This is a genomic window from Allobosea sp. FW305-C-101 (assembly GCF_058783685.1).
The window spans coordinates 1,172,997-1,192,679 of record NZ_JBYSYT010000002.1; the positions used below are offsets into that span (position 1 = coordinate 1,172,997).

The window sequence follows — 19,683 nt, forward strand, 5'->3', positions numbered from 1 at the left end:
GTTATCATCACGCCCTGAGCCTCACACCACCAGGTCGAGCGGCGGCACCGGCTCGCCGCGCGAGACATGCTGCATGTTGGCGAACATGCGCTTCACCACCGGCGCGAAATTGTCGGAGGCCATGGCGGCGAGATGCGGCGTGGTCACGAGGTTATCGAGGGTCAGAAGCTGGCTGTCGGCCGGCAGCGGCTCGATCTCGTAGACATCCATCGCCGCGCCCGCGATCTCCTTCGCCCGCAGCGCCGTGACGAGATCGGTCTCGTTGACGACGCCGCCGCGCGCAACATTGATCAGCACCGCCGTCTTCTTCATCTTCTTGAGCGCCGCGAGGTCGATCAGGTCCTTGGTCTCGGGCGTCAGCGGGCAATGCAGCGAGACGACGTCCGCCTGCGCCAGGATTTCCTCCATCGAGGCATGCTTGACGCCGAGCGCCGCCTCCTCGGCGGCATCGAGTGGGGTGCGCTTGCTGTAGAGGATCGTGCAGCCAAAACCCTTCAAGAGCTTGGCGAAATTCTTGCCGATCGCGCCGAAACCGACGACACCGACTGTCTTGCCGGAAAGCGTATAGGTGTCGGACGGCAACTGGCCCGTGCGCCAGTTGCCCTTCTTCAATTCGGCATTGCCATAGGCGATCAGACGGAGCGTCGAGATCGTCAGGCCGATGGCGAATTCCGAGACGGCGACCGCGTTGGAGCCGGTCGTGCGCGCGACCTTAATGCCGAGCTCCCTGGCGGTCTCGATATCGATATTGTCGTAGCCGACGCCCCATTTATGCAGGAGCTTCAGCTTCTTGGCGGCGCGCAGCACGTCGCCGGAGACGCCGACCTGGCCGGAGATCGCATAGTCGGCCTGGGCGATGATCTCCTTCATATGCTCGTCGCCGCGGGCGGTGCCATGGGTCAGCACGAAGCCGTCAGGCAGGAATTCGCGCAGGCGGTCGGCCCGCTCGGGCGAGGTCATGTCGAGGAGGCAGATGGTCTCGGGCATGGGATGGTCCAGTCGCAGGATCGGTGAAGATATCGGGTCAGATGGTGAAGCGGGCACCGGCGCGGGCGAGCCCGCCGGAGATGGCGACGGGCGTGCCGTCGGCGCGCCAGCAGGCGGCGCCGGTCAAGGTGCCGTCGGGATTGAAGGCGATGGCGTTCATGCCGCCGGCAACGCGCGGCGAGCGCACCACCTTGTGGCCGCGTGCGATCAGCGCCTGCGCTACGGCCTCGGGGATCGCCTCCTCGAGTTCGAGCACGCCGCCCTCGGTCCAGACGCGCGGCGCCTCGACGGCTTCCTGCAGGCTCATGCGATGATCGATCAGGTTGACGATGGCCTGCAGGGCCGAAGGGAAGATGCGCAAGGCGCCGGGCAGGCCGAGCGCGAAGGCGAGCCGGCCGTCCTTCACCGCCATCATCGGCGCCATCGAGGTGAAGACCCGCTTGCCCGGCGCGATCGAGAGCGCCCGGCCTGGATGCGGATCGAAGTTGTACATGTAATTATTGGCGATCATGCCGGTGCCGGGGATCTGCACGCAGGCGCCGAACAGCCCGTTGATCGTCTGCGTCGCGCTGACGACATTGCCCATGGCATCCGCGACGGTGACATGGGTCGTATCGGCGGATTCGCCGCCGGAGAGCCCGGCCGTCCAGCTCTTCGCCTGCTCCATCGCGATCAGGGCGCGGCGCTCGTCGGCATAGGCCTTGTCGATCAGCCTCGCGACGGGAACCTTGACAAAGGCCGGATCGGCCGTCGCCACGGCGCGGTCGGCGAAGGCGATCTTCAGCGCCTCGGCGAGCAGATGCACCGCATCGGTCGAGCCGAAGCCGAGCGCGCCGATATCGTAGCCTTCGAGGATGTTGAGCATCTGCGTGATGTGCACGCCCGATGACGAGGGCGGCGGCGGGCCGATGATCTCGTAGCCGCGATAGGAGCCCCGGATCGGTTCGCGCAATTCGATGCGGTAATTCGCAAGGTCGGCCTGATCGATCAGGCCGCCATTCGCCGCCATGTAATCGGTCAGCGCCCATCCGAGTTTCCCGCCATAGAGCGCCTCAGGCCCTTCCGCCGCGATCAGCTTCAAGCTCGCGGCATAGTCGGACTGGACCAGCCGCATGCCCGGCTGGAGCGGCTGCCCCCCCGGCAGCAGCATCGCCGCGAGGCTAGGATCACGGGCGAGATCGGCGGCGTTGTCGGTGATGCAGTTCGAGAGATAGGGCGTGACGACGAAGCCGCGCTCCGCCAGCCCGATCGCCGGTTGCAGCACCTCGGCCAGCGGCAGCGTCCCGAAGCGGGCGAGCGCCTCACACCAGCCCTTGAGTGCGCCGGGAACGGCGACCGCCTTGGCGCCGACCACGTTCTCGCGGTCGCGCGTGTCACGCTGCTTGCCGATCTCGTCGGACAGGCACTCATACATCTCGGCCGTCGCTTGGCCCGGCGCGGTCGAGAGGTTGTCGATCACGACATGGCGCCCGTCGGCGAGCCGGATATGGCTTAAGCCCCCGCCGAGGATGCCAACCATCATCGGCTCGGCCACCGTCAGCGCGAAGAGCGAGGCGACAACCGCATCGATGGCGTTGCCGCCGGCGAGCAGGATCTGCGCGCCGGCCGCCGAGGCGAGCGGATGGTTGGTGACGACCATGCCGCGCGAGCCGCTCGCCGGCTTCTTCTCGCAGGTGAAGTCGGCGACGCGCGGGACCGGGACGGGAGCGTTCATGATCGGCCTCTTCAGCCCTTCGCCGCCGCGATGGCGTCGAGCACCATCTTGGTCGCGCCGGAGATGTCGCCAAGCTTTTCGCCCGCCTTCACCCGGCCTTGCGTCTTCTCGCCCCGCTCCTGCCGGGCGATGGCGGCATCCGCGATCGCCTCGGCCTCGGCGCGGGGCAGCACCAACACGCCGGATTCGTCGGCCAGGATGACGTCGCCCGCCTTGACCGGGACATTGCCGCAGGAGATCGGCAGGTTGAGCGTGCCGCCGAGATTGTAGAGCCGCGTGGTGATCGGCGACATGCCGCGGCACCACATCGGGAAATCGGAATCCTCGATCTCTGTGAGATCGGTGCAGGGCCCGTCGACGATGCCGCCGACCGCGCCGGCCGCCTTCGCCGCAACCGTGACGCCGCCGCCCCAGCAGGCATGCTTGTCGTCGCCGAGCCGGTCGACGACGAGGATATCGCCGGGGCGCAGCAGGCCGAGCGTGTGGTGCAGCAGGGTCGAATCCTGCCCGGGGATCGCCAGCGTCACCGCCGCGGCGGCAATGCGCTTGCCGCGCAGCAACGGCTGGATGCCGCGGTCCATGAAGCCCCAGTGCTGGGAATGGCCGATGGTCGCGGTCTCGACCTTCTGCAGCTTCTCGACCAGCGCCGCCGGCAGCTGCTCGGGCATGGCTTCGATACGATAATCGGGCATGGGCGTCTCCTATTTCCCTACGGCACGGGCGACGCCGACCAGGCGTTCGACCACGAGAACGACGGCGAGCGTCGCGACGATGAGCACCACGGACAGGGCCGCGATGAGCGGATCGGTGCGCCCCTCGACATAGCGCACCATCTCGACCGGCAGGGTCGAGGCGCGCGGGCCGGCGATGAACAGCGAGATCACCGTCTCGTCGAAGGACAACAGGAAGGACAGGCAGGCGCAGGCGATCAGGCCGGGCGTCGCCAAAGGCAGCGTCACCCGCCGCACCACCCGCCAGGGCGTGGCGCCGAGCGTGGCGGCGGCAGCCTCGATATCATCCGGCAGGTTGGCGAGCGCCGTCGCCATCATCCGGATCACGAAGGGCACGGTCACCGTCATATGGCCGAGCACGAGGCCGGGCAGCGTCGCGGTCAGCCTGAGCGGCGAGAAGAACAGCAGCAGCGCAAGGCCGGTGATCAATGTCGGCAGCAGGAGCGGCGCCAGGAAGAAGCTGGTCAGCGCATCCTTGCCGGGAAAACGCCCCTTCGCCAGCGCGAGCGCCGCGGGCACGCCGACCACGAGCGACAGCACGGTCACGACTGCCGCGATCTGGACGCTGAGCCAGAGCGCCGCCAGCAGCGGCCCATTGCCGGCAAGCTGCCTGAACCAGCGCAGCGAATAGCCGGATGGCGGGAACAGGATGAAGTTGTCGGCCGAGAAGGCCAGCATGACCACGACGACGATCGGCGCCAGGATCAGCACATAGACCAGCGCCGCGAAACTGGAGAGAACGCGCCCCGCCCCGGTCATCGCTGCAGCCTCCGCGCCACCACGTTCGAGACCACGAGCAGCGCAAGCAGCAGGACAAGCGTGTAGATCGCGAGCACCGCAGCGACCGGCCAGTTGGTATTGGTCGTCGCCTGCTCGAAGATTTCGGTCGCCAGCACGAAGACGCGCCCGCCGCCGAGCAACTTCGGCGTGATATAGGCCGACATCGACAGGACGAAGCCCAAACCCGCTGCCAATGCGATCGCCGGCAGACTGAGTGGCAGCGTGACGCGCCGGAAGGTTCGGAACGGCGAGGCACCGAGCGAGCGAGCCGCCTCCTCCAGCGTGCGGTCGAGCCGGCCGAAGCCGGCGAGCAGCGCCAGGATCATATAGGGCATGATGCTTTCGGCGAGGCCGATGGTGACGCCGGTCCAGTTGAAGACGAGCTTCAGCGGCGTCGAGATCAGGCCGAGCGATTGCAGAGTCGTGTTGACCAGCCCGCGATCACCGAGAATGGCAAGCCAGCCGAAGACGCGCACCACGCCGGAGACCAGCATCGGCATGATCGCGACGACGGCGAGCAGCCCACGGAAGCGGGAATCGGTGCGGAACAGGAAAAGCGAGACGGGATAGGCCATGCAGAGTGCGATCAGCGTCGACACCGCCGAGAGCCAGAGCGAGTTCAGCGTCAATTCGAAGGTGAAGCTGTCATGGAAGGTCGCCCGTGCGGTCTCCAGCGACCAGGCCTCGACCATCGCGCCGGTCGGCCCGACCTCGTTGAAGGCATTGCGAAAGAGCCCGAGCGACGGCCAGACATAGACGACGATGAGGAACAGCGTCGCCGGGATCAGCAATAGCGGCAGGCGGCGCGAGGCGGTCATGCTGCCTCACGCGCGAAAACGCGGCTCTCGGCCCGCGGCCAGACCACCGCGACCTCGGTTCCCTCGGCCGGCGCGGCCGAGCCCGAAGGCATCTCGACCGTAAGCTGGCCCCCAGTGCCTTCCACCAGTACCTCGACATGGTCGCCGACGAAGACGCTGCGCAGCACGCGACCCGTCAGCCGCGCCGTATCGCCGCCCGCCGGTTCGGAGACCGGCACGATCCGCATGCGCTGCGGGCGGACGAAGAGATCGGCATCATCAGCCGCCTCGACCGGCACGAGCTGTCCCCAGACGGTCGCGCGCCCCTGCCCGTCGCGCGTCAGCGGCAGGACATTGGCCCGTCCGACGAACTCGGCCACGAAGCGCGTCGCCGGCCGGTCGTAGATATCCTCGGCATTGCCGATCTGGGCGATGCGGCCGCGATGCATCACCGCGATCCGGTCGCACATCGTCAGCGCCTCGACCTGATCATGCGTGACGAAGAGCGTGGTGATGCCGAGCGTGCGCTGGATGGAACGGATCTCGTGGCGCATCGCGTCGCGCAGCTTGGCGTCGAGGTTGGACAGGGATTCGTCGAGCAGCAGCACGGAGGGCTGGATCACGAGCGCACGGGCCAGCGCGACGCGCTGCTGCTGGCCGCCCGACAGTTCCTTCGGGCGGCGTTGCTCCAGGCCGCTGAGCCGGACCAGCGCCAACCCCTCCTGAACGCGCTTGTCGATCTCGGCGCGGGAGACGCCGCGCTCCTCCAGGCCGAAGGCGATGTTCCGGCCGACCGAGAGATGCGGGAACAGCGCATAGGACTGGAAGACATAGCCCATGTTGCGCTTGTGGGCCGGCAGCCTGGTGATCTCGCTGCCGTCGAGCGTCATCGTGCCCTTGTTCGGCTCGATCAGCCCGGCGAGCATGCGCAGTGTCGTGGTCTTGCCGCAGCCGGAAGGGCCGAGCAGCGCGACGGATTCGCCCTGCTCCACCGAGAGCGAGACGTCGTCGACCGCGACGGAGTTGCCGTAGCGCTTCTGCAGCCCGGCGAGTTCGAGATAATTCATCGCCTGCCGCTCAACGTGCCGCCGAGATGACCTCGCGGCGCCAGCGGTTGTTCCACTGGTCGCGCACCTTCAGGACCTCGTTCCAGTCGACCGGGATCATCCGCTCTCGGTTTTCCGGCGAGGCGGCGGTGCGGGCCAACGCCTTGGCGTCGATCTGCGCCTTGGCATTGGTCGGCGCGTAGAACATCCGCTCGGTGAAGGCCTTCTGCGCGCCCTGCGACAGCGCATGCGCGACGAAGGCGGCGGCTGCGGCACGGTTCTTCGAGCCGGCCGTCAGGTTGATGGTGTTGACCTGGAAGACCGAGCCCTCCGGCGGCAACAGCGCCTTGATCTTGCCACCGGTCTGATCGGAATAGAGCTGGGCGCGGGCGTTCCAGCCGGTCGCGACCTTCGCGACGCCGTTCAGGATCAGCGAGTAGCCGTCCGGATTGGGATCGAAGGTGTTCACGCCGGGCGCGAGCTCCTTCAGCCGCTTCATCGCGGCATCGATCGACTTGCGATAGTCGCCGCCTTCCATCTTCTCGGTCATGGCGGTCAGCGCGAGACCCTGAATGTTCGGCGGCGCCGAGAGCGCGATCTGGCCCTTGAGGTCCGGCCGCCAGAGATCGGCGAGCTTGGCGAGCTGGGGGGTGAGCGCCGCGTCCTGCACGATGACGAGGTGATCGAAGGTCACGGCCGGGCCGAATTCGCCGCCGGCCGCGCGCGCTTCAGGCAGGAGCTCGTTCAGCACCGGGAACTCGGAGGGGCTGAGCTTCTCGAACAGCCCCTCGAGATTGCCGATGCTGGAGGTGGTGACGTCCATGATCGCGACATCGGTCTGCGGATCGGCCTTCTGGGCCCGGACGCTGCCGACCATCTGGGCCGAGGTGCCGCCGGGCACATAGTTCACCTTGACGCCGGGATGCGCCTGCTGGAACGGCTCGATCACCGCCTTGGTGTAGTTGTCCTGGAAGATGCCCGCATAGGACATCAGGGTGATCTGCCCCGAGAGCGTCTGGGCCCGGAGGACGGCCGGCATCGCGATGGTCGCGAGGCCGGACTGGATGGCGAGGCGGCGGGTGAGCATGACAATCTCCTGCTGTGGCGCCGCCTCGGGCGGCTGGTTGGCGCGCTGCCGGCTCAGGCCGGGACCTTGGCCGCGAAATGGGCGATGAAGCGGGCGCAGACATCGGTCAGCTTCTCCGCCAGCTGCACGCCGGTCTCGGCCGAGCAGAGCGTCGGGTCGCCCTTGCCGACGCCGTCATGATAGACCTCGTCATATTCGTTGGGCATGCCCACTTCGGCTCCGTCGAAGCTCGCGGTGCCCAAGCCCGTGAAGGGCAGGTCGAGGACGGGGTCGCGCTTCATCGGCTTGCCGGCCGGGATGAAGTCCTTGCGGATCAGCTCGGGGAAGAGGTGCAGGCCGAGGCTGGTCAGTGGATCGGCACCATGGCCGGAGACCTTGGCCGACTTCTCCGCGCCGACGATGCCCGGCAGCATGCCGTAGGCGATGCGCCAGAGATAAAGGCTCGGCAGCACGATGCGTTCGCGCTGGTAGAGTTCGCGCGCGACCTCGGAGATCGGCCCGACATTGCCGCCATGGCCGTTGATCACGATGATCCGGGTTAGGTCGTTGCGATGCAGTGAGTCGACCATCTCCGCGATGACCGCGGTCAGCGTGCCTTGCGAGATGGCGATGCCGCCGACCATCGGACCGAACCAGTCGGCACCGCCATAGGGCAGAACCGGTGCGACCAGCGTGCGCGTGCCGGCCTTGCTCGCCTGCAAGGCGGCAAGCTCTGCGATCTTCTCGGCCAGCAGATAGTCACCCATCGGCGCATGCGGGCCCTGGTCCTCATGGCTGCCCATCGGCAACAAGATGACGGGGTTGGACTTCAGCAGCTCGCGCGCCTCCCCGCCCGTGATGGTGCCCATATGGACGAGAGGATCGGTCTTGGTAGCCATGGCGTGGTCCTTCCTTGGAGTAGGCTTAGGTCTCGTCAGCGCTCGCTGGTGCGCGGATCGAGAATGTCGCGCAGAGCGTCGCAGAGCAGGTTCATGGCGAGGATGGTCAGGGTCAGCACGGCGCAGGGCCAGAGCAGCAGCAACGGGGCCTGCTCCATGGTCGAGCGCGCGCCGCGGATCATCAGCCCCCAGGACGGAGCCGGCGGCACGACGCCGAGACCCAGGAAGGACAGGCCGCTCTCGATCACCACGGCGGCGGCAACGGCGAGGGAGAACTGCACCAGCAGCGGCCCGGCGATATTCGGCAGCACGGTGCGGAACAGCAGATGCGACTGGCTGGCGCCGAGCGCCCGCGTCGCCTCGACATAGTCGCGCCCCTTCACCGCCAGCACCTCGGCATAGGTCACCCGCGCGAAGCCGGGCAGGTAGAGCACTGAGAGCACCAGGATCAGCGTTCCGGCGCCGGGACCGAGCAGCGTCACCACCAGCAGCGCCAATAGCACCGGCGGGAAGCACATGATGATCTCGACGCTGCGCACGGTGAGAAAAGCGCCCCAGCTGCGCGCCCAGCCGCCGATCAGCCCGAGCGTGATGCCGACAAGCCCGGCGAACAGCGCCGAGACGAAGGCGACGGAGAGGCTGGTGCGTGCGCCCCAGACCAGTCGCGAGAGCACATCGCGGCCGAACTCGTCGCGCCCGAGCCAGGAACCGGCCATCGGCCCGGCCAGGCGCCGCGCCACGTCCTGACGGATCGGGTCAGGCAAGGGCAGCAAGGGCGCCGCGATCGCGATGAGCAGGATCGCCGCGACGATGCCGCCGGGCAGGATAAGCCGTTTGATGCCGCGCCGCTTCATCCGTGCTGCACCCTTGGATCGATCGCCGCATGCAGCAATTCGACGAGGAGGTTGATGAGCAGGAACAGCACCGAGATCGTCAGGATGATGCCGACCACCATCGGATAGTCGCGCCCTTCGACGGCGCGCAGCAGCGGCGTCGACAGGCCCGGCCAGTTGAAGACGTATTCGACCAGCACAGTGCCGCCGAGCAGCGTGCCCATCTGCAGGCCGAGCACGGTGACGACCGGGTTCAGCGCGTTGCGCAGCACATGGACGACCAGCGTCCGTCGCGGCGACAGTCCCTTGGCCCGGGCCGTGCGGACATAGTCATGGGCGAGCGCGTCGAGCGTCGCGGCCCGCGTCATCCGGAACAGCACGGCGGCCAATCCCTTGGCGATGGCGATCGCCGGCAACGTCAGGAGCTTGAAATGCTGGCCCGGGTCCTGCGTGAGGGGAACGAAACCACCGGCCGGCATCACCCGCAGCGTCTGCGCCAGCAGCAAGACGAGGAGCGTACCGACGACGAAGACCGGCACGGCGAGCAGCAGCGCGGTGATCCAGGAGGCGACGCGGTCGAAGGCACCGCCACGATGAACCGCGGCATAGACGCCGGCCGGCACGCCGACCGCCACCGCGATCAGTGTCCCCGCCAGGATCAATTCCAGCGTGCGCGGCAGCCGGAGCCCGATCTCCTGGATCACGGGATAGTCGTCGATCAGCGAGGTACCGAGATCGCCGCGCGCCAACCCAGCCAGAAAATGGCCGTACTGGACCAGCAGCGGCCGGTCGAGCCCGAGCTTTTCGCGCAGCTCCTGCACCGTGGCCGGATCGGGCATGGCGCCGGAGGTCGAGAGCAGCAGTTCGGCCGGGTCTCCGGGCACCATGTGCAGCGCCAGGAACACGATCGTCGCGACGATCCAGGCCATCGCCAGGGTCAGGAACAGCCGCCGTCCGAGCCAGGCCGCGCTCATCCGAAATACGTCTCCTCGAGCTGGTTGCCGGAGGAGGTCGAGAGCGCGCCGGGCAGGTTGGCGAAGCCCTGGATGCCCTTGTCCATGCCGTAACCCTGCTCACGCCAGGCCAAGCCGACCAGCGGCACCTCCTCGAGGGCTGCGCGCTGCATCTCCCTGTAGATCTCGACGCGCTTGGCCTGGTCGAACTCGGCCCGGCCCCTGGCGAGCGCGGCGATGGTGCGCGGCGCATCGACCTTGAAGGAGCGGCCATGCGTCGGCGAGAGCGAGGTGTCGAGCACCACGGTCAGCCCGTCCGGGTCGTTATTGTCCGAGGACACGCCGTGGATCGCCATGTCGTACTGGCCGCGTGTGCCGCGGCTGACCCGGGTCGACCAGTCCGGCAATTGCAATTCGGCCTGAATGCCGATGGCGGCCAGATATTGCTGGACGATCTCGGCCGTATCCTTGTGCATGCCGAACTGGGCGGTCGCGAGCAGCGTGGTCTGGAAGCCGTTGCCGTAGCCGGCTTCCGTCAGCAGCGCCTTGGACCGGGCCGGGTCGTAGTTCCAGCCATGCGCCAGCTCCTTGTCGTACCAGGGCGTGCCCTCGACGATCGGCACGCCTTCGAGCGGCTTGCCGCGCCCGAAGAAGGCGACCTTGACGATATCCTCGCGCTTCACGGCATGGGCAACCGCCCGGCGCACGCGCGGATCGTTGAAGGGCGGCTTGGTGCCGTTGAAGAGCACGTCCATGAACGGCCCTTCCTGCGTGTCGAGCTTGAGGCGCGGATCGGCCTGCACCGTCGCCATCGACTGCCACGGCACGTATTCGATCATGTCGACATCGCCGGAGATCAGCGCCGCGTTGCGCAGGTTCTCGTCGGCATAGACGATGAACTTGATGCCCTTCGCCTTGGGGATGCCCGGCTTGTAGAACTTGTCGAAGGCCGCAAGCTCCACCGAGGTGCCGCGCTCCTGCCCGACGAGGCGGAAGGGACCGGCACCGATCGGCTCGTTCGCGTTCGATTTCCGCCAGATGATGAAGGTGTTGTAGTTGGCGAACCAACTCGGCAGCGTGACCTGCGGCTCCTTGGTGACGAGGCGCACCGTCTGCGGATCTGGAATGTCGACGCGCTCGATCAATTGGAACTGCGTGCGCATATAGGCGGTCGATTTCTCGCCGGCGATCTGCTCGATCGACCATTTCACGTCATCGGCGGTGACCGGCTCGCCATTGTGGAAGACGCAGCCCTTGCGCAGCTTGAAGACCCAGGCGCCATCGGCATCGCGCGACCAGGACTCGGCCAGCTCGCCACGCAGCTCGCCCTTCGCGTCGTAGGAGACGAGGCTGCGGTTGATCAGCATCTTGACCGTGCCGGCCGAGGCACCTGTCGAAACCCAGGGCTGCAGGTTGGGCGGGAAGGCCGAGAGACCGTAGCGGATGATACCGGAGGCGCGTTGCGCGCTGGCAGGGCGGATCAGGAAGGGCGAGGCCAGCAGCGGACCGGCAAGACCGGCACCAAGGACGGAACGGCGAGAGATGGTCATCGGCTGATCCTCTGCTGCTGGGTCCGGCTGTCCGCGGGGCGTTATGCCCTGTCGCGTCCCGATGGCGGGAAGGGCGGAGCCGGGCGGATGCGAGCAATAACCGCGCCAGCAACCCGACAGGCGCGGTCACGTCCGGCCAAACGGCGCGGACTCCGGCTCTCTGTCACGATGGTGGCGTGTACGGTCATGCGGTTCCCCGGCGCGGCTTCACTGTAGACGAACAGATGAGCCACGCTCTTGATGCGTCATGTATACGTGGCGGATTTTTTGTTGTCTACTCTCGAAAGCCCTATGGAAGAGCGAAAGGGGCACGATGTCGATGGCGATGATCGAACAGGACGAGATGGCTGCCTTGCGCGGGAAGCCGACCCGGGAACGGGTCTATCTCTATGTGCGCGAGCAGATCCTGCGCGGCCGCTTCCTCGGCGGCTGCTTCATCGAGGAGGAGGAGATTTCCTCGGCGCTCGGCGTATCGCGAACACCGGTCCGCGAGGCCTTCCACCGCCTTGAGGCCGAGCGCTTCATCGATCTGCTGCCGCGCCGCGGCGCGCTCGTCCGGCAGGTGACGGCGAAGGAGCTGCTCGATCTCTACGAAGCCCGGCGCATGATCGAGGGCCATGCGATCCGCCGCATCTGCCGCGAGGAGCTGCCCCTCCCCGCCGACATGCACGCGATCCTCGCCGCGCTGGAGCGCCTGCCGCAGGGCGACTATTTCAACCGGGTCGAACTGAACCGCGAGTTCCATTTCGTCATGATCGCCGCGGTCGACAATGTCGTGCTGTCGGAGCTGTACCAGTCGCTCGGTGCCCGCCAGCAGCGCGTCGCGATGACGGCGATTCACACCGACCCGACGCGCATCAGCCGCATCAGCAAAGAACATCACGCCCTGGTCGCCGCCCTCACCGAATGGGACGAGGAAAAGGCGCTCGCGATCCTGGAACAGCATCTGCGCCCGATCGTCGGCGTGATCTCGCGCCTGCCGGAGCAGGCGGGCGAAATCTGACGCGTCAGGCCGGCTCCACCATCGCGCGGACGGTATCGCGGCGCTCTCCGAGATGCCGCAGCAGCGTGTCGAGATGCGGCACGCGGTCGCCCGCCGCCGCGAAGGGAACGGCCTCCCGCACCAGCGCATGAAGCCTGCCGGTTACGGTGCCAAGCGGGGTGGCCTTGCGGATATCGACAGCCTGCGCCGCAACCATCAATTCGACCGCCGCGATCGACCGGCAGAGCGAGGCGACCTCCCCGGTCTTGCGGGCAGCGAGCCCGGCCATGCCGGCCCGGTCGAGATTCCCGTTGGAATGGCTGGAACTGGCGAGCTCGTGCACGACAGGCATCGTCGCAAGGCGCGCCTCGGATGTGATCGCCTTGTGGAACTGCGCCAGCCCGTTGAAGCCGGGCAGGCCGACGCCGTCTTCCTCGATCAGCCCGACGGTGAGGCCGGACCAGAAGGAATCGACCTGCTTGGCGACGCGCTCCGCCGAACTCGTCATCACCGGCGCGAAGCCGAGGCGGGCGATATCAAGCGCCATCGACAGCGAGACCGTGTCGAAATTCGCGACGGAGATCAGCGCCTGCTCCTCGATCGAGACGATCGGGTTGTTCTGGCTGGCGCTGAATTCAGCCTCGACCTGGCCATAGGCGAAGGTGAGGCTGTCGGCCGCCGTGCCGTGGAGCAAGGGCAGCGAGCGGAAGCTCAGCGGGTCCTGCAGATGGCGCGGCCCGCCCTTGGCGAAGATGTAGCTGCCCGCGAGATAGGCCCGGATGCGCTCGCCATGCCGCTTCAGCCCGGCGAAGGGGCGCGACTGTAAGGCGGCGTTCGAGACGATCGAGGGATTGGCGGCGAAGCCTTCCATGCTGAGCGCGGCGATCAGGCTCCACTGGTCGAGAACATCGCGGAGATCGGCCATGGCCAGCGCCGCCGTGCCGAGCGCGAGCGCGCTGGAATTCAGCATCGCCAGCGCCTCGCCGGCCTGCAATTCGAGATCGCCATAGAGCGCCAGCGCCAGATCGGTGATCGGCGCCATGTCGCTCTGGCCCATCGAGCCCCAGATATGGACGTCGATCGCGCGGCCTTCGTTCAGGGCGGCGGCCAGCCGCTCGGCCAGCAGCGGCCGCACACCGAGGCGCCCGCTCGCCATCGCATTGAGCAGCACCGCCATCATTGCCCGCACCGCTTCATGCGGCGCAAGCGGTCCATGCGCGACGTTGTGAGTCAGCAGCAGGCGGCGGTTGAATTCGCCGATCCGGTCGGGCGCCAGCGGCACGCCGGTCTTGGCGCCGACGCTGGTGGTGACGCCGTAGACCTTCTCGCCGCGCGCCACGGCATCGTCGACGACGGCGCGGGCCGCCTTCATCCGCTCGACCGCCTCCGCCGTGAGCGAAACCGGCGCCTTCTCTCTGGAAATGCGAACGAGCCCATCGATCGTCAGATCGAAACCGGTGATAGCGACATGGCTCATGGCAATTCCGTCCCCAGCAAGACAGCCGGGCATCGGAGGTTTCCCCTCGCCCGGCCTGTTCTTCAGCGCGATACGCTGCGCAGCTCTGACCGATTCCGTGATGGCCGGGAAGCCTACGCATGCGGCCGGGAAACGCTTTCGTTTCATTGATTGAAATAGAGCACGGCCGCACGGCCGCCCGCCTCGGATCGGCTAGGTTCACGCCATCGAAACGGGCGCAAGCGCATGGCGATCACTTACGATCTGGTCAAGGAGGTCACGGCCAATCTCTACGATTGGTCGCTGCGCCGGATCCCTGAATCCTCCAAGGCCGAGTTCCGCAAGGCCCTGACGACCGAAACCGAGCCGCAGGCCCGCCAGACCCTCGCCTTCATGCTCGACAGCGCCGAGCGCGCCGAAAAGACCGGCAAGTTCCTCTGCTCCGATGCCGGCGTGCCCAGCTACACCCTCAAGATCGGCTCCGGCGCCCGCATGGAAGGCGATATCCGCCAGGCCATCGTCGATGGCTTCGCCGATCTCGTCCGCACGATCCAGCCGCCGCTCCTGCGCTTCGTCACCAATCCATTGACCAATGAGCGCAGCTTCCACGGCAAGGACATGCCGCTCGTCTCCTGCGAATTGATCGGCGAGGTCGACTATCTCGACATCACCTGTGCGCCCAAGGCGCTCGGCGGCGGGCGCTGGGCCGCGATCGAGATCCTGGTCAGCCCGAGCCTGGAGGAGATCGAGCGCTGCATCCTCGAGCTTGTCCTGCGCGCGGGGGGACAGCACTGCCCTCCGGTCGTGATCGGCGTCGGCATCGGCGGCACCTTCGACCATGCCGCCAAGCTCTCCAAGGACGCGACCTTGCGGCCCTTCGGCGAGCGCAATCCCGAGGCGATGGTCGCCGAGATGGAGGAGCGCCTGACCCGCGCGGTCAACCAGATGGGCTTCGGCCCGATGGGCGTCGGCGGCTCGACCACGACCTTCGGCGTCCATATCGAATACGCCTCGGGCCATGGCTTCACGCCCGTCGCGGTCTCCTTCAATTGCTGGATCAACCGGCGCACCCGCGCCCGCATCCATAATTCCGGAGTGGTGGAGCGGATCGAATGACGATTTCTCCGCCCCGTCGCCTCACCCTGCCCCTGTCCCGCGAGGATGCTCGGTCGCTGAAGCTCGGCGAGGTCGTGCTGCTCGATGGCGATGCGGTCGCGACCGTCGGCATGCCCACGCAGAAGCGCATGGTCGCGGAGCTGGCGGCCGGTCGCGACCTGCCCCTGCCGCTGCGCGGCGGCGCCTTCTTCCATATGGGCGTGAGCTATGAGGAAGCCGCGAACGGCCCCGGCCCGCTGCATTACGTCAACCCGACCACGTCGAGCCGCTTCGACCACCTGATGCCGACCTTGATCCGGACTCTGGGCCTCAGTGCGACCGGCGGCAAGGGCGGGCTCGGGCGCGAGAGCGTCGAGGCGATGCGCGAGACCGGCTGCGTCTATTTCTCCTTCGTCGGCGGAGCCTCGGCGCTGCTGAGCCAGGGCGTGCAGGCCGTGACGGACTGCGCCTGGACGGACCTGATCATGCAATTCCGCCTGAACCGCATCCGGCTCGACGGCTTCGGCCCGGTCATCGTCGCCATCGATGCCCACGGCAATTCGATCTATGAGCGCCTCATGGCTTCGGCGCGCGAGCGGATGCCCAACATCCTGCAATCGCTTCACCCCTCTGCGGGCAACAACGAGACATCGCGATGAAAGTGATCGAAATCACCCGGCCGGGCGGCCCGGAGGTCCTCGCCTTCGGCGAGCGACCGCGCCCCGAACTCGGCCCGGCCGACGTGTTGATCCGCGTCCGCGCCGCAGGTGTCAACCGTCCGGACATCCAGCAGCGGCGCGGCCTCTATCCGCCCCCGCCCGGCGCGACCGATCTGCCTGGCCTCGATGTCTCCGGCGTGGTCGAGGCGGTCGGCGCCGATGTCGCCTGGCCCAAGCTCGGCGACAGCGTCTGCGCGCTCGCCAATGGCGGCGGCTATGCCGAGTTCTGCGCCGTGCCGGCCTCGCAATGCCTGCCCTTGCCCGGTGGATTCTCCTTCGCCCAGGCCGCCGCATTGCCCGAGGTCTTCTTCACCGCCTGGAACAACGTGATCTGGCTCGGCCGGCTGGCTGAGGGCGAGACCCTACTGGTCCAGGGCGGCACCAGCGGCGTCGGCATGGCCGCGATCCAGATCGCCAAGCAGCTCCGGGGCGCCCGCGTCATCGCGACCGCAGGCTCGGCCGAGAAGCGCGCCGTCAGCCAAGAGATCGGCGCCGACCATGCCGTCGATTACCGCACCGACTGGGTCGCCGAGATCGAGGCCGCGATCGGCAAGGAGAAGGTCGATGTCGTGCTCGACGCGCAGGCCGGCCCCTATACCGAAAAGCAGCTCGGCCTGCTCGCGCCGGACGGCCGCGTCGTGTTGATCGCCAGCCATCTCGGCCAGACGGCGGAGGTCAATGTCCGCAACATCGTCCGCCGCCGGCTGACCCTGACGGGCTCGACGCTGCGCCCGCGCGACGCCGCCTACAAGGGCCGGATCGCGATGGAGCTGGCCGATCAGGTCTGGCCACTGCTCGCGAATGGCAGGATACGCAGCCATATCTGCGCGGCCTTCGACTGGGCCGATGTCCGCGACGCCCATGCGCTGATGGATGCCGGCGAGCAGATCGGCAAGGTCGTCCTGACCATGCCGGGTTGAGTGCCGCGGTCGCCGCCTGAAAAACTGCGAGCAAGCATTGCGGGTTCTGCACTAGTGTCGGCGTTCGTTGTCGTCACGCCGGACCTGCAGAGTGTTCTCCTTCGCGCCCGTTCAATCCGTCCTCAAGGCGCTACGCCTGCTGACCGAGGTCAATCGCTCCAGCCCGGCGACGGTCGGCGAATTGCATCGCCGCACCGGCCTGCCGAAGCCGACCATCGTGCGCCTGCTCGAGACCTTGATCGAGGCGGGCTACGTCACGCGCGACGAGCGCATGCGCGGCTATCTCGTCACCTCCCAGGTCACGCAACTGAGCTCGGGTTTCCACGGCGCGCCGATGGTGATCGAGGCCGCGCGCCCCTGGGCGACAGCGCTGACCCGCCAGATCAAATGGCCCTGCACCGTCTGCCTGCTGGACTACGATGCCGTCATCGTCCGCTTCAGCACGATACCGGACAGCCCGATTTCGCCATTCCATGCCACGCTCGGCTATCGCCTGAGCCTCGGCGGGCGGGCGCTCGGGCGCGCCTATCTCGCCTTCTGCCCGGATGAGGAGCGCACCGTGCTGCTCGCGGCGATGCGCGCCTCTGCCGATGCCGAGAACAGCAGCCTGACCGACGAGGATATCGAGCGCTTGATCGCGCAGGCCCGCTGGCGCGGCTATACCGAGCGGGACACCGCCGTCGAGCCGCGCAATTCCGCGACGATCGCCGTACCGATCAAGCTCGGTGAACGGGTGCTCGCGACCTTCGGCGTCACCTTCTTCCGCGCGGCCGTCGCCAATCCCGACGACAAGGCGCGGATCATCCATCCCCTCAAGAAGGCGGCCGCCAGCATCGAGGCGCAACTGGAGGCGCTGTCGCAATCCATGGGCGTCGCGTTTCAAGGTGAGAAATGACGCCCCATTTCCGCAGCCACGCGACGGCGCGCCCCTAGTCTCCGCCCAACGCGTCCGCAGTGGCGCCGTGGGGAGGAACATTCGATGGAGCGACTGCTCTCACGCCGTGGATTCATGGCCGGGATCGCCGGGACAAGCGTCCTGGCAAGCAACGGACAGGCCTTCGCCGACACCTGGCCGAGCCGTGCGACCAATATCGTCGTGCCCTTCCCGGCCGGCGCCTCGACCGACGTGGTCGCAAGGCTTCTGGCGGATCGACTGCGCGGCGAGCTCGGCCAGGGCTTCATCGTCGAGAACAAGACCGGTGCCGGCGGCAATATCGCGGCGACCAGCGTTGTTCGCGCCGCACCGGACGGCTACACGCTGATGTTCTCGTCTTCGGGCCCGCTCGCGACCAACAAGCTGCTCTACAAGACGCTGTCCTTCGACCCCCTCGCCGATTTCACGCCGATCGCCTTGCTCGGCGACGTCCAGGGCATCGTCGCGGTGCATCCCTCCGTGCCGGCCAAGTCCTTCGCGGAGCTCGTCGCCTACGGCAAGGCCAATCCCGGCAAGCTCACCTTCGGCAGCCCCGGCTTCGGCCTGATGGGCCACATGATCGGCGAGCTGATCCAGCGCAAGGCCGGCTTCCAGATGACGCATGTGCCCTATCGCGGCTCGGCGCCGCTGGCGACGGACCTACTCGCCGGGGTCGTCAATGTCGCGATCGACTTCATCCCGGCCTATATCCCGCATGTCAAAAGCGGCGCGATCCGCGGGCTCGCGGTCACCAGCGACCAGCGCGCGCCGCAATTGCCGGAGGTGCCGACGCTGTCGGAAGCCGGTCTGCCCGACGTCAACACGGCCGGCTGGTTCGGCCTGGTCGGCCCCAAGGGACTGCCGGAACCCGTGGTTGCGCGCCTCGCCGCGATCACCCGCGCCTATGTCGAAAGCGCGGAAGGCCGCGACAAGCTCGCCGTGATCGGCGTGCGCGCCCGCAGCGGCGATGCGGCGGCGATGCGCACGGCCCAAGCGATGGAAATCGCCAGATGGGCCGATGTGATCAAGGCCGCCGGCATTACGCTCGACTGAGTGCGAGGCGGCTTGGCGTTAAAGCAAGATGGCCCGGGAAACCCCGGGCCATTTTCGTTTAACCAAAGCCCATCATCCCGGGCGCAGCGAAACGGCAGCGTGCTTGGCTTCCTCGGGAAACACGCCGTCATCCCGGGCCTGCCCCGGGATCCATCGTACGGCTCCGGAGCCCTACGATGGACCCCGGATCGGCGCTGCTGCGCAGCTTGTCCGGGATGACGGCGAGGTTCGATCAAAATCGAGACAGCTCTACGCTGCCTGACCGAGCCCCAGCAACTCCGCCGCATGCCCGCCGGTCATCCGCTTGATCTCGGCTTCGGTGAACTGCAGGTCGAGCAGATGGCCGACGATCTCGCGATAGCCGTCGATCGGGCGCGGCGATCCGGTAAGCCCGAGATCCGAGCAGAGCACGGTGTTCTCGACGCCGGCGACATCGATCACCCGGCGCAGCTCCGGCGGATCGAATTTCTTCGACTTGCCCTCGACGAACATGCAGATCGAATGCTCCATCACCGCGCCGAGCCCGACGAGATGGCGGATTTCCGCGTCGCTGCAGTTGTTGACCATGTAGGTCGGGTGATTGACGAGCAGCTTCTTCACGCCACGGGCCCTGGCTTCCTCGAACACCGCGAAGAGTTCCGGCGTCGAGAGATGGCCGCCGGCCAGGATGATGTCGCCCTCCGCGATCAGGTCGAGGATCTGCTTGACCTCGTCGATCAGCTTGCCGTCCGGGCCGAAGGCCGTCAGCGGGATTGGATCGAGCATCTTCTGCGCGGTCTTCGGGAAGGTCTTCACGGCGCCGGAGGCCAGCACGTCGATATGGTTCTTGGCCGCGAGCGTCGGCAGCCAGACGATCTTGCCGCCGAGCTTGATCGCATGGTCGACCGCATGCGGGTTGAAGCCGCCCGAGGCATTGTTCAGCGCAATGCCGGAGAACAGCCTGACGCCGGTATCCGGCACGAGCTTCTCCAGCAGGATCGCGTGCGCCGTGCCCAGATAGAAATGGTCCTTGTAGACGACGGCGCGGAACTTGGCCTCGGCGGCGTCCAGCATCGCCTCGTGATGGTCGAGGATGCGCGGCATCGCGGCCGGGCCGCTATGGCAGTGCAGGTCGACGGCGCCGACGAGGAGATCGGCGATCTGGCGGCTGCGCGCATCGGCGCTGGTAGCAATGGCGTTCATGTCCGTG

General features: G+C 67.4%; 19 protein-coding genes. 6 read left to right on the forward strand and 13 right to left on the reverse strand.

All coding sequences use genetic code 11. From position 1 onward, the window contains the following. Positions 1-21 precede the first annotated feature (21 nt). The 11 genes from AC3WMA_RS13220 to AC3WMA_RS13270 are packed head-to-tail and all read right to left on the reverse strand — an operon-like array spanning position 22 to position 11,356. Complete coding sequence (locus AC3WMA_RS13220) at positions 22-987, reverse strand: phosphoglycerate dehydrogenase (protein WP_492285809.1); 966 nt, start codon at positions 985-987, stop codon at positions 22-24. 37 nt (positions 988-1,024) lie between these two features. Next, on the reverse strand, positions 1,025-2,701 hold the full coding sequence (locus AC3WMA_RS13225; RefSeq protein ID WP_492285810.1) for a cephalosporin acylase I: 1,677 nt from the start codon (positions 2,699-2,701) through the stop codon (positions 1,025-1,027). An 11-nt stretch (positions 2,702-2,712) separates the two neighbouring features. Then, positions 2,713-3,393, reverse strand: coding sequence for an RraA family protein (locus tag AC3WMA_RS13230; RefSeq protein ID WP_492285811.1), 681 nt, complete (start codon positions 3,391-3,393; stop codon positions 2,713-2,715). Positions 3,394-3,402: 9 nt separating this feature from the next. Then, positions 3,403-4,191 (reverse strand): ABC transporter permease, encoded by a 789-nt coding sequence (locus AC3WMA_RS13235; RefSeq protein WP_492285812.1) that lies wholly within the window; start codon positions 4,189-4,191, stop codon positions 3,403-3,405. Next, a complete protein-coding gene (locus AC3WMA_RS13240) occupies positions 4,188-5,030 on the reverse strand; it encodes an ABC transporter permease (protein ID WP_492285813.1) in 843 nt (280 codons plus the stop codon). Before AC3WMA_RS13240 ends, AC3WMA_RS13235 begins: the two co-directional genes overlap by 4 nt. After that, positions 5,027-6,076, reverse strand: coding sequence for an ABC transporter ATP-binding protein (locus AC3WMA_RS13245; protein WP_492285814.1), 1,050 nt, complete (start codon positions 6,074-6,076; stop codon positions 5,027-5,029). The genes AC3WMA_RS13240 and AC3WMA_RS13245 overlap by 4 nt, the downstream gene beginning before the upstream one ends. Before the next feature lie 10 nt (positions 6,077-6,086). Continuing rightward, positions 6,087-7,142, reverse strand: a complete 1,056-nt coding sequence (locus tag AC3WMA_RS13250; RefSeq protein WP_492285815.1) for an extracellular solute-binding protein — start codon at positions 7,140-7,142, stop codon at positions 6,087-6,089. A 53-nt stretch (positions 7,143-7,195) separates the two neighbouring features. Next, positions 7,196-8,020, reverse strand: a complete 825-nt coding sequence (locus tag AC3WMA_RS13255; protein ID WP_492285816.1) for a creatininase family protein — start codon at positions 8,018-8,020, stop codon at positions 7,196-7,198. Positions 8,021-8,055: 35 nt separating this feature from the next. Then, complete coding sequence (locus AC3WMA_RS13260) at positions 8,056-8,874, reverse strand: ABC transporter permease (RefSeq protein ID WP_492285817.1); 819 nt, start codon at positions 8,872-8,874, stop codon at positions 8,056-8,058. Continuing rightward, complete coding sequence (locus tag AC3WMA_RS13265) at positions 8,871-9,827, reverse strand: ABC transporter permease (protein ID WP_492285818.1); 957 nt, start codon at positions 9,825-9,827, stop codon at positions 8,871-8,873. Before AC3WMA_RS13265 ends, AC3WMA_RS13260 begins: the two co-directional genes overlap by 4 nt. Beyond that, a complete protein-coding gene (locus tag AC3WMA_RS13270; RefSeq protein ID WP_492285819.1) occupies positions 9,824-11,356 on the reverse strand; it encodes an ABC transporter substrate-binding protein in 1,533 nt (510 codons plus the stop codon). The genes AC3WMA_RS13265 and AC3WMA_RS13270 overlap by 4 nt, the downstream gene beginning before the upstream one ends. Before the next feature lie 319 nt (positions 11,357-11,675). Here AC3WMA_RS13270 and AC3WMA_RS13275 point away from each other — a divergent pair, with 319 nt between their 5' ends. Next, positions 11,676-12,359 carry a GntR family transcriptional regulator gene (locus tag AC3WMA_RS13275; protein WP_492285820.1) on the forward strand — a complete coding sequence of 228 codons (684 nt, stop codon included), beginning with the start codon at positions 11,676-11,678 and terminating at the stop codon, positions 12,357-12,359. A gap of 4 nt (positions 12,360-12,363) precedes the next feature. Here AC3WMA_RS13275 and AC3WMA_RS13280 read toward each other — a convergent pair whose 3' ends face one another. Continuing rightward, positions 12,364-13,815 (reverse strand): aromatic amino acid lyase, encoded by a 1,452-nt coding sequence (locus tag AC3WMA_RS13280; RefSeq protein ID WP_492285821.1) that lies wholly within the window; start codon positions 13,813-13,815, stop codon positions 12,364-12,366. A gap of 225 nt (positions 13,816-14,040) precedes the next feature. On the opposite strand from AC3WMA_RS13280, the gene AC3WMA_RS13285 reads away from it, so the two are divergent. The 5 genes from AC3WMA_RS13285 (at position 14,041) to AC3WMA_RS13305 (ending at position 18,494) form a co-directional block, all read left to right on the forward strand. Then, entirely contained in the window at positions 14,041-14,910 is an 870-nt protein-coding gene (locus tag AC3WMA_RS13285) for a fumarate hydratase (RefSeq protein ID WP_492285822.1), read from the forward strand. Next, positions 14,907-15,548, forward strand: a complete 642-nt coding sequence (locus AC3WMA_RS13290; protein ID WP_492285823.1) for a fumarate hydratase C-terminal domain-containing protein — start codon at positions 14,907-14,909, stop codon at positions 15,546-15,548. The genes AC3WMA_RS13285 and AC3WMA_RS13290 overlap by 4 nt, the downstream gene beginning before the upstream one ends. Then, positions 15,545-16,528 carry an NAD(P)H-quinone oxidoreductase gene (locus AC3WMA_RS13295; RefSeq protein ID WP_492285824.1) on the forward strand — a complete coding sequence of 328 codons (984 nt, stop codon included), beginning with the start codon at positions 15,545-15,547 and terminating at the stop codon, positions 16,526-16,528. The genes AC3WMA_RS13290 and AC3WMA_RS13295 overlap by 4 nt, the downstream gene beginning before the upstream one ends. 91 nt (positions 16,529-16,619) lie before the next feature. Further along, positions 16,620-17,423: a DNA-binding transcriptional regulator gene (locus AC3WMA_RS13300; RefSeq protein ID WP_492285825.1), complete on the forward strand. Its 804-nt coding sequence runs from the start codon at positions 16,620-16,622 to the stop codon at positions 17,421-17,423. A gap of 84 nt (positions 17,424-17,507) precedes the next feature. After that, positions 17,508-18,494, forward strand: a complete 987-nt coding sequence (locus AC3WMA_RS13305; RefSeq protein ID WP_492285826.1) for a Bug family tripartite tricarboxylate transporter substrate binding protein — start codon at positions 17,508-17,510, stop codon at positions 18,492-18,494. A 249-nt stretch (positions 18,495-18,743) separates the two neighbouring features. Here the strand turns inward: AC3WMA_RS13305 and AC3WMA_RS13310 are convergent, their stop codons facing one another. Beyond that, positions 18,744-19,676, reverse strand: a complete 933-nt coding sequence (locus AC3WMA_RS13310; protein WP_492285827.1) for a DUF6282 family protein — start codon at positions 19,674-19,676, stop codon at positions 18,744-18,746. Positions 19,677-19,683: the final 7 nt, after the last annotated feature.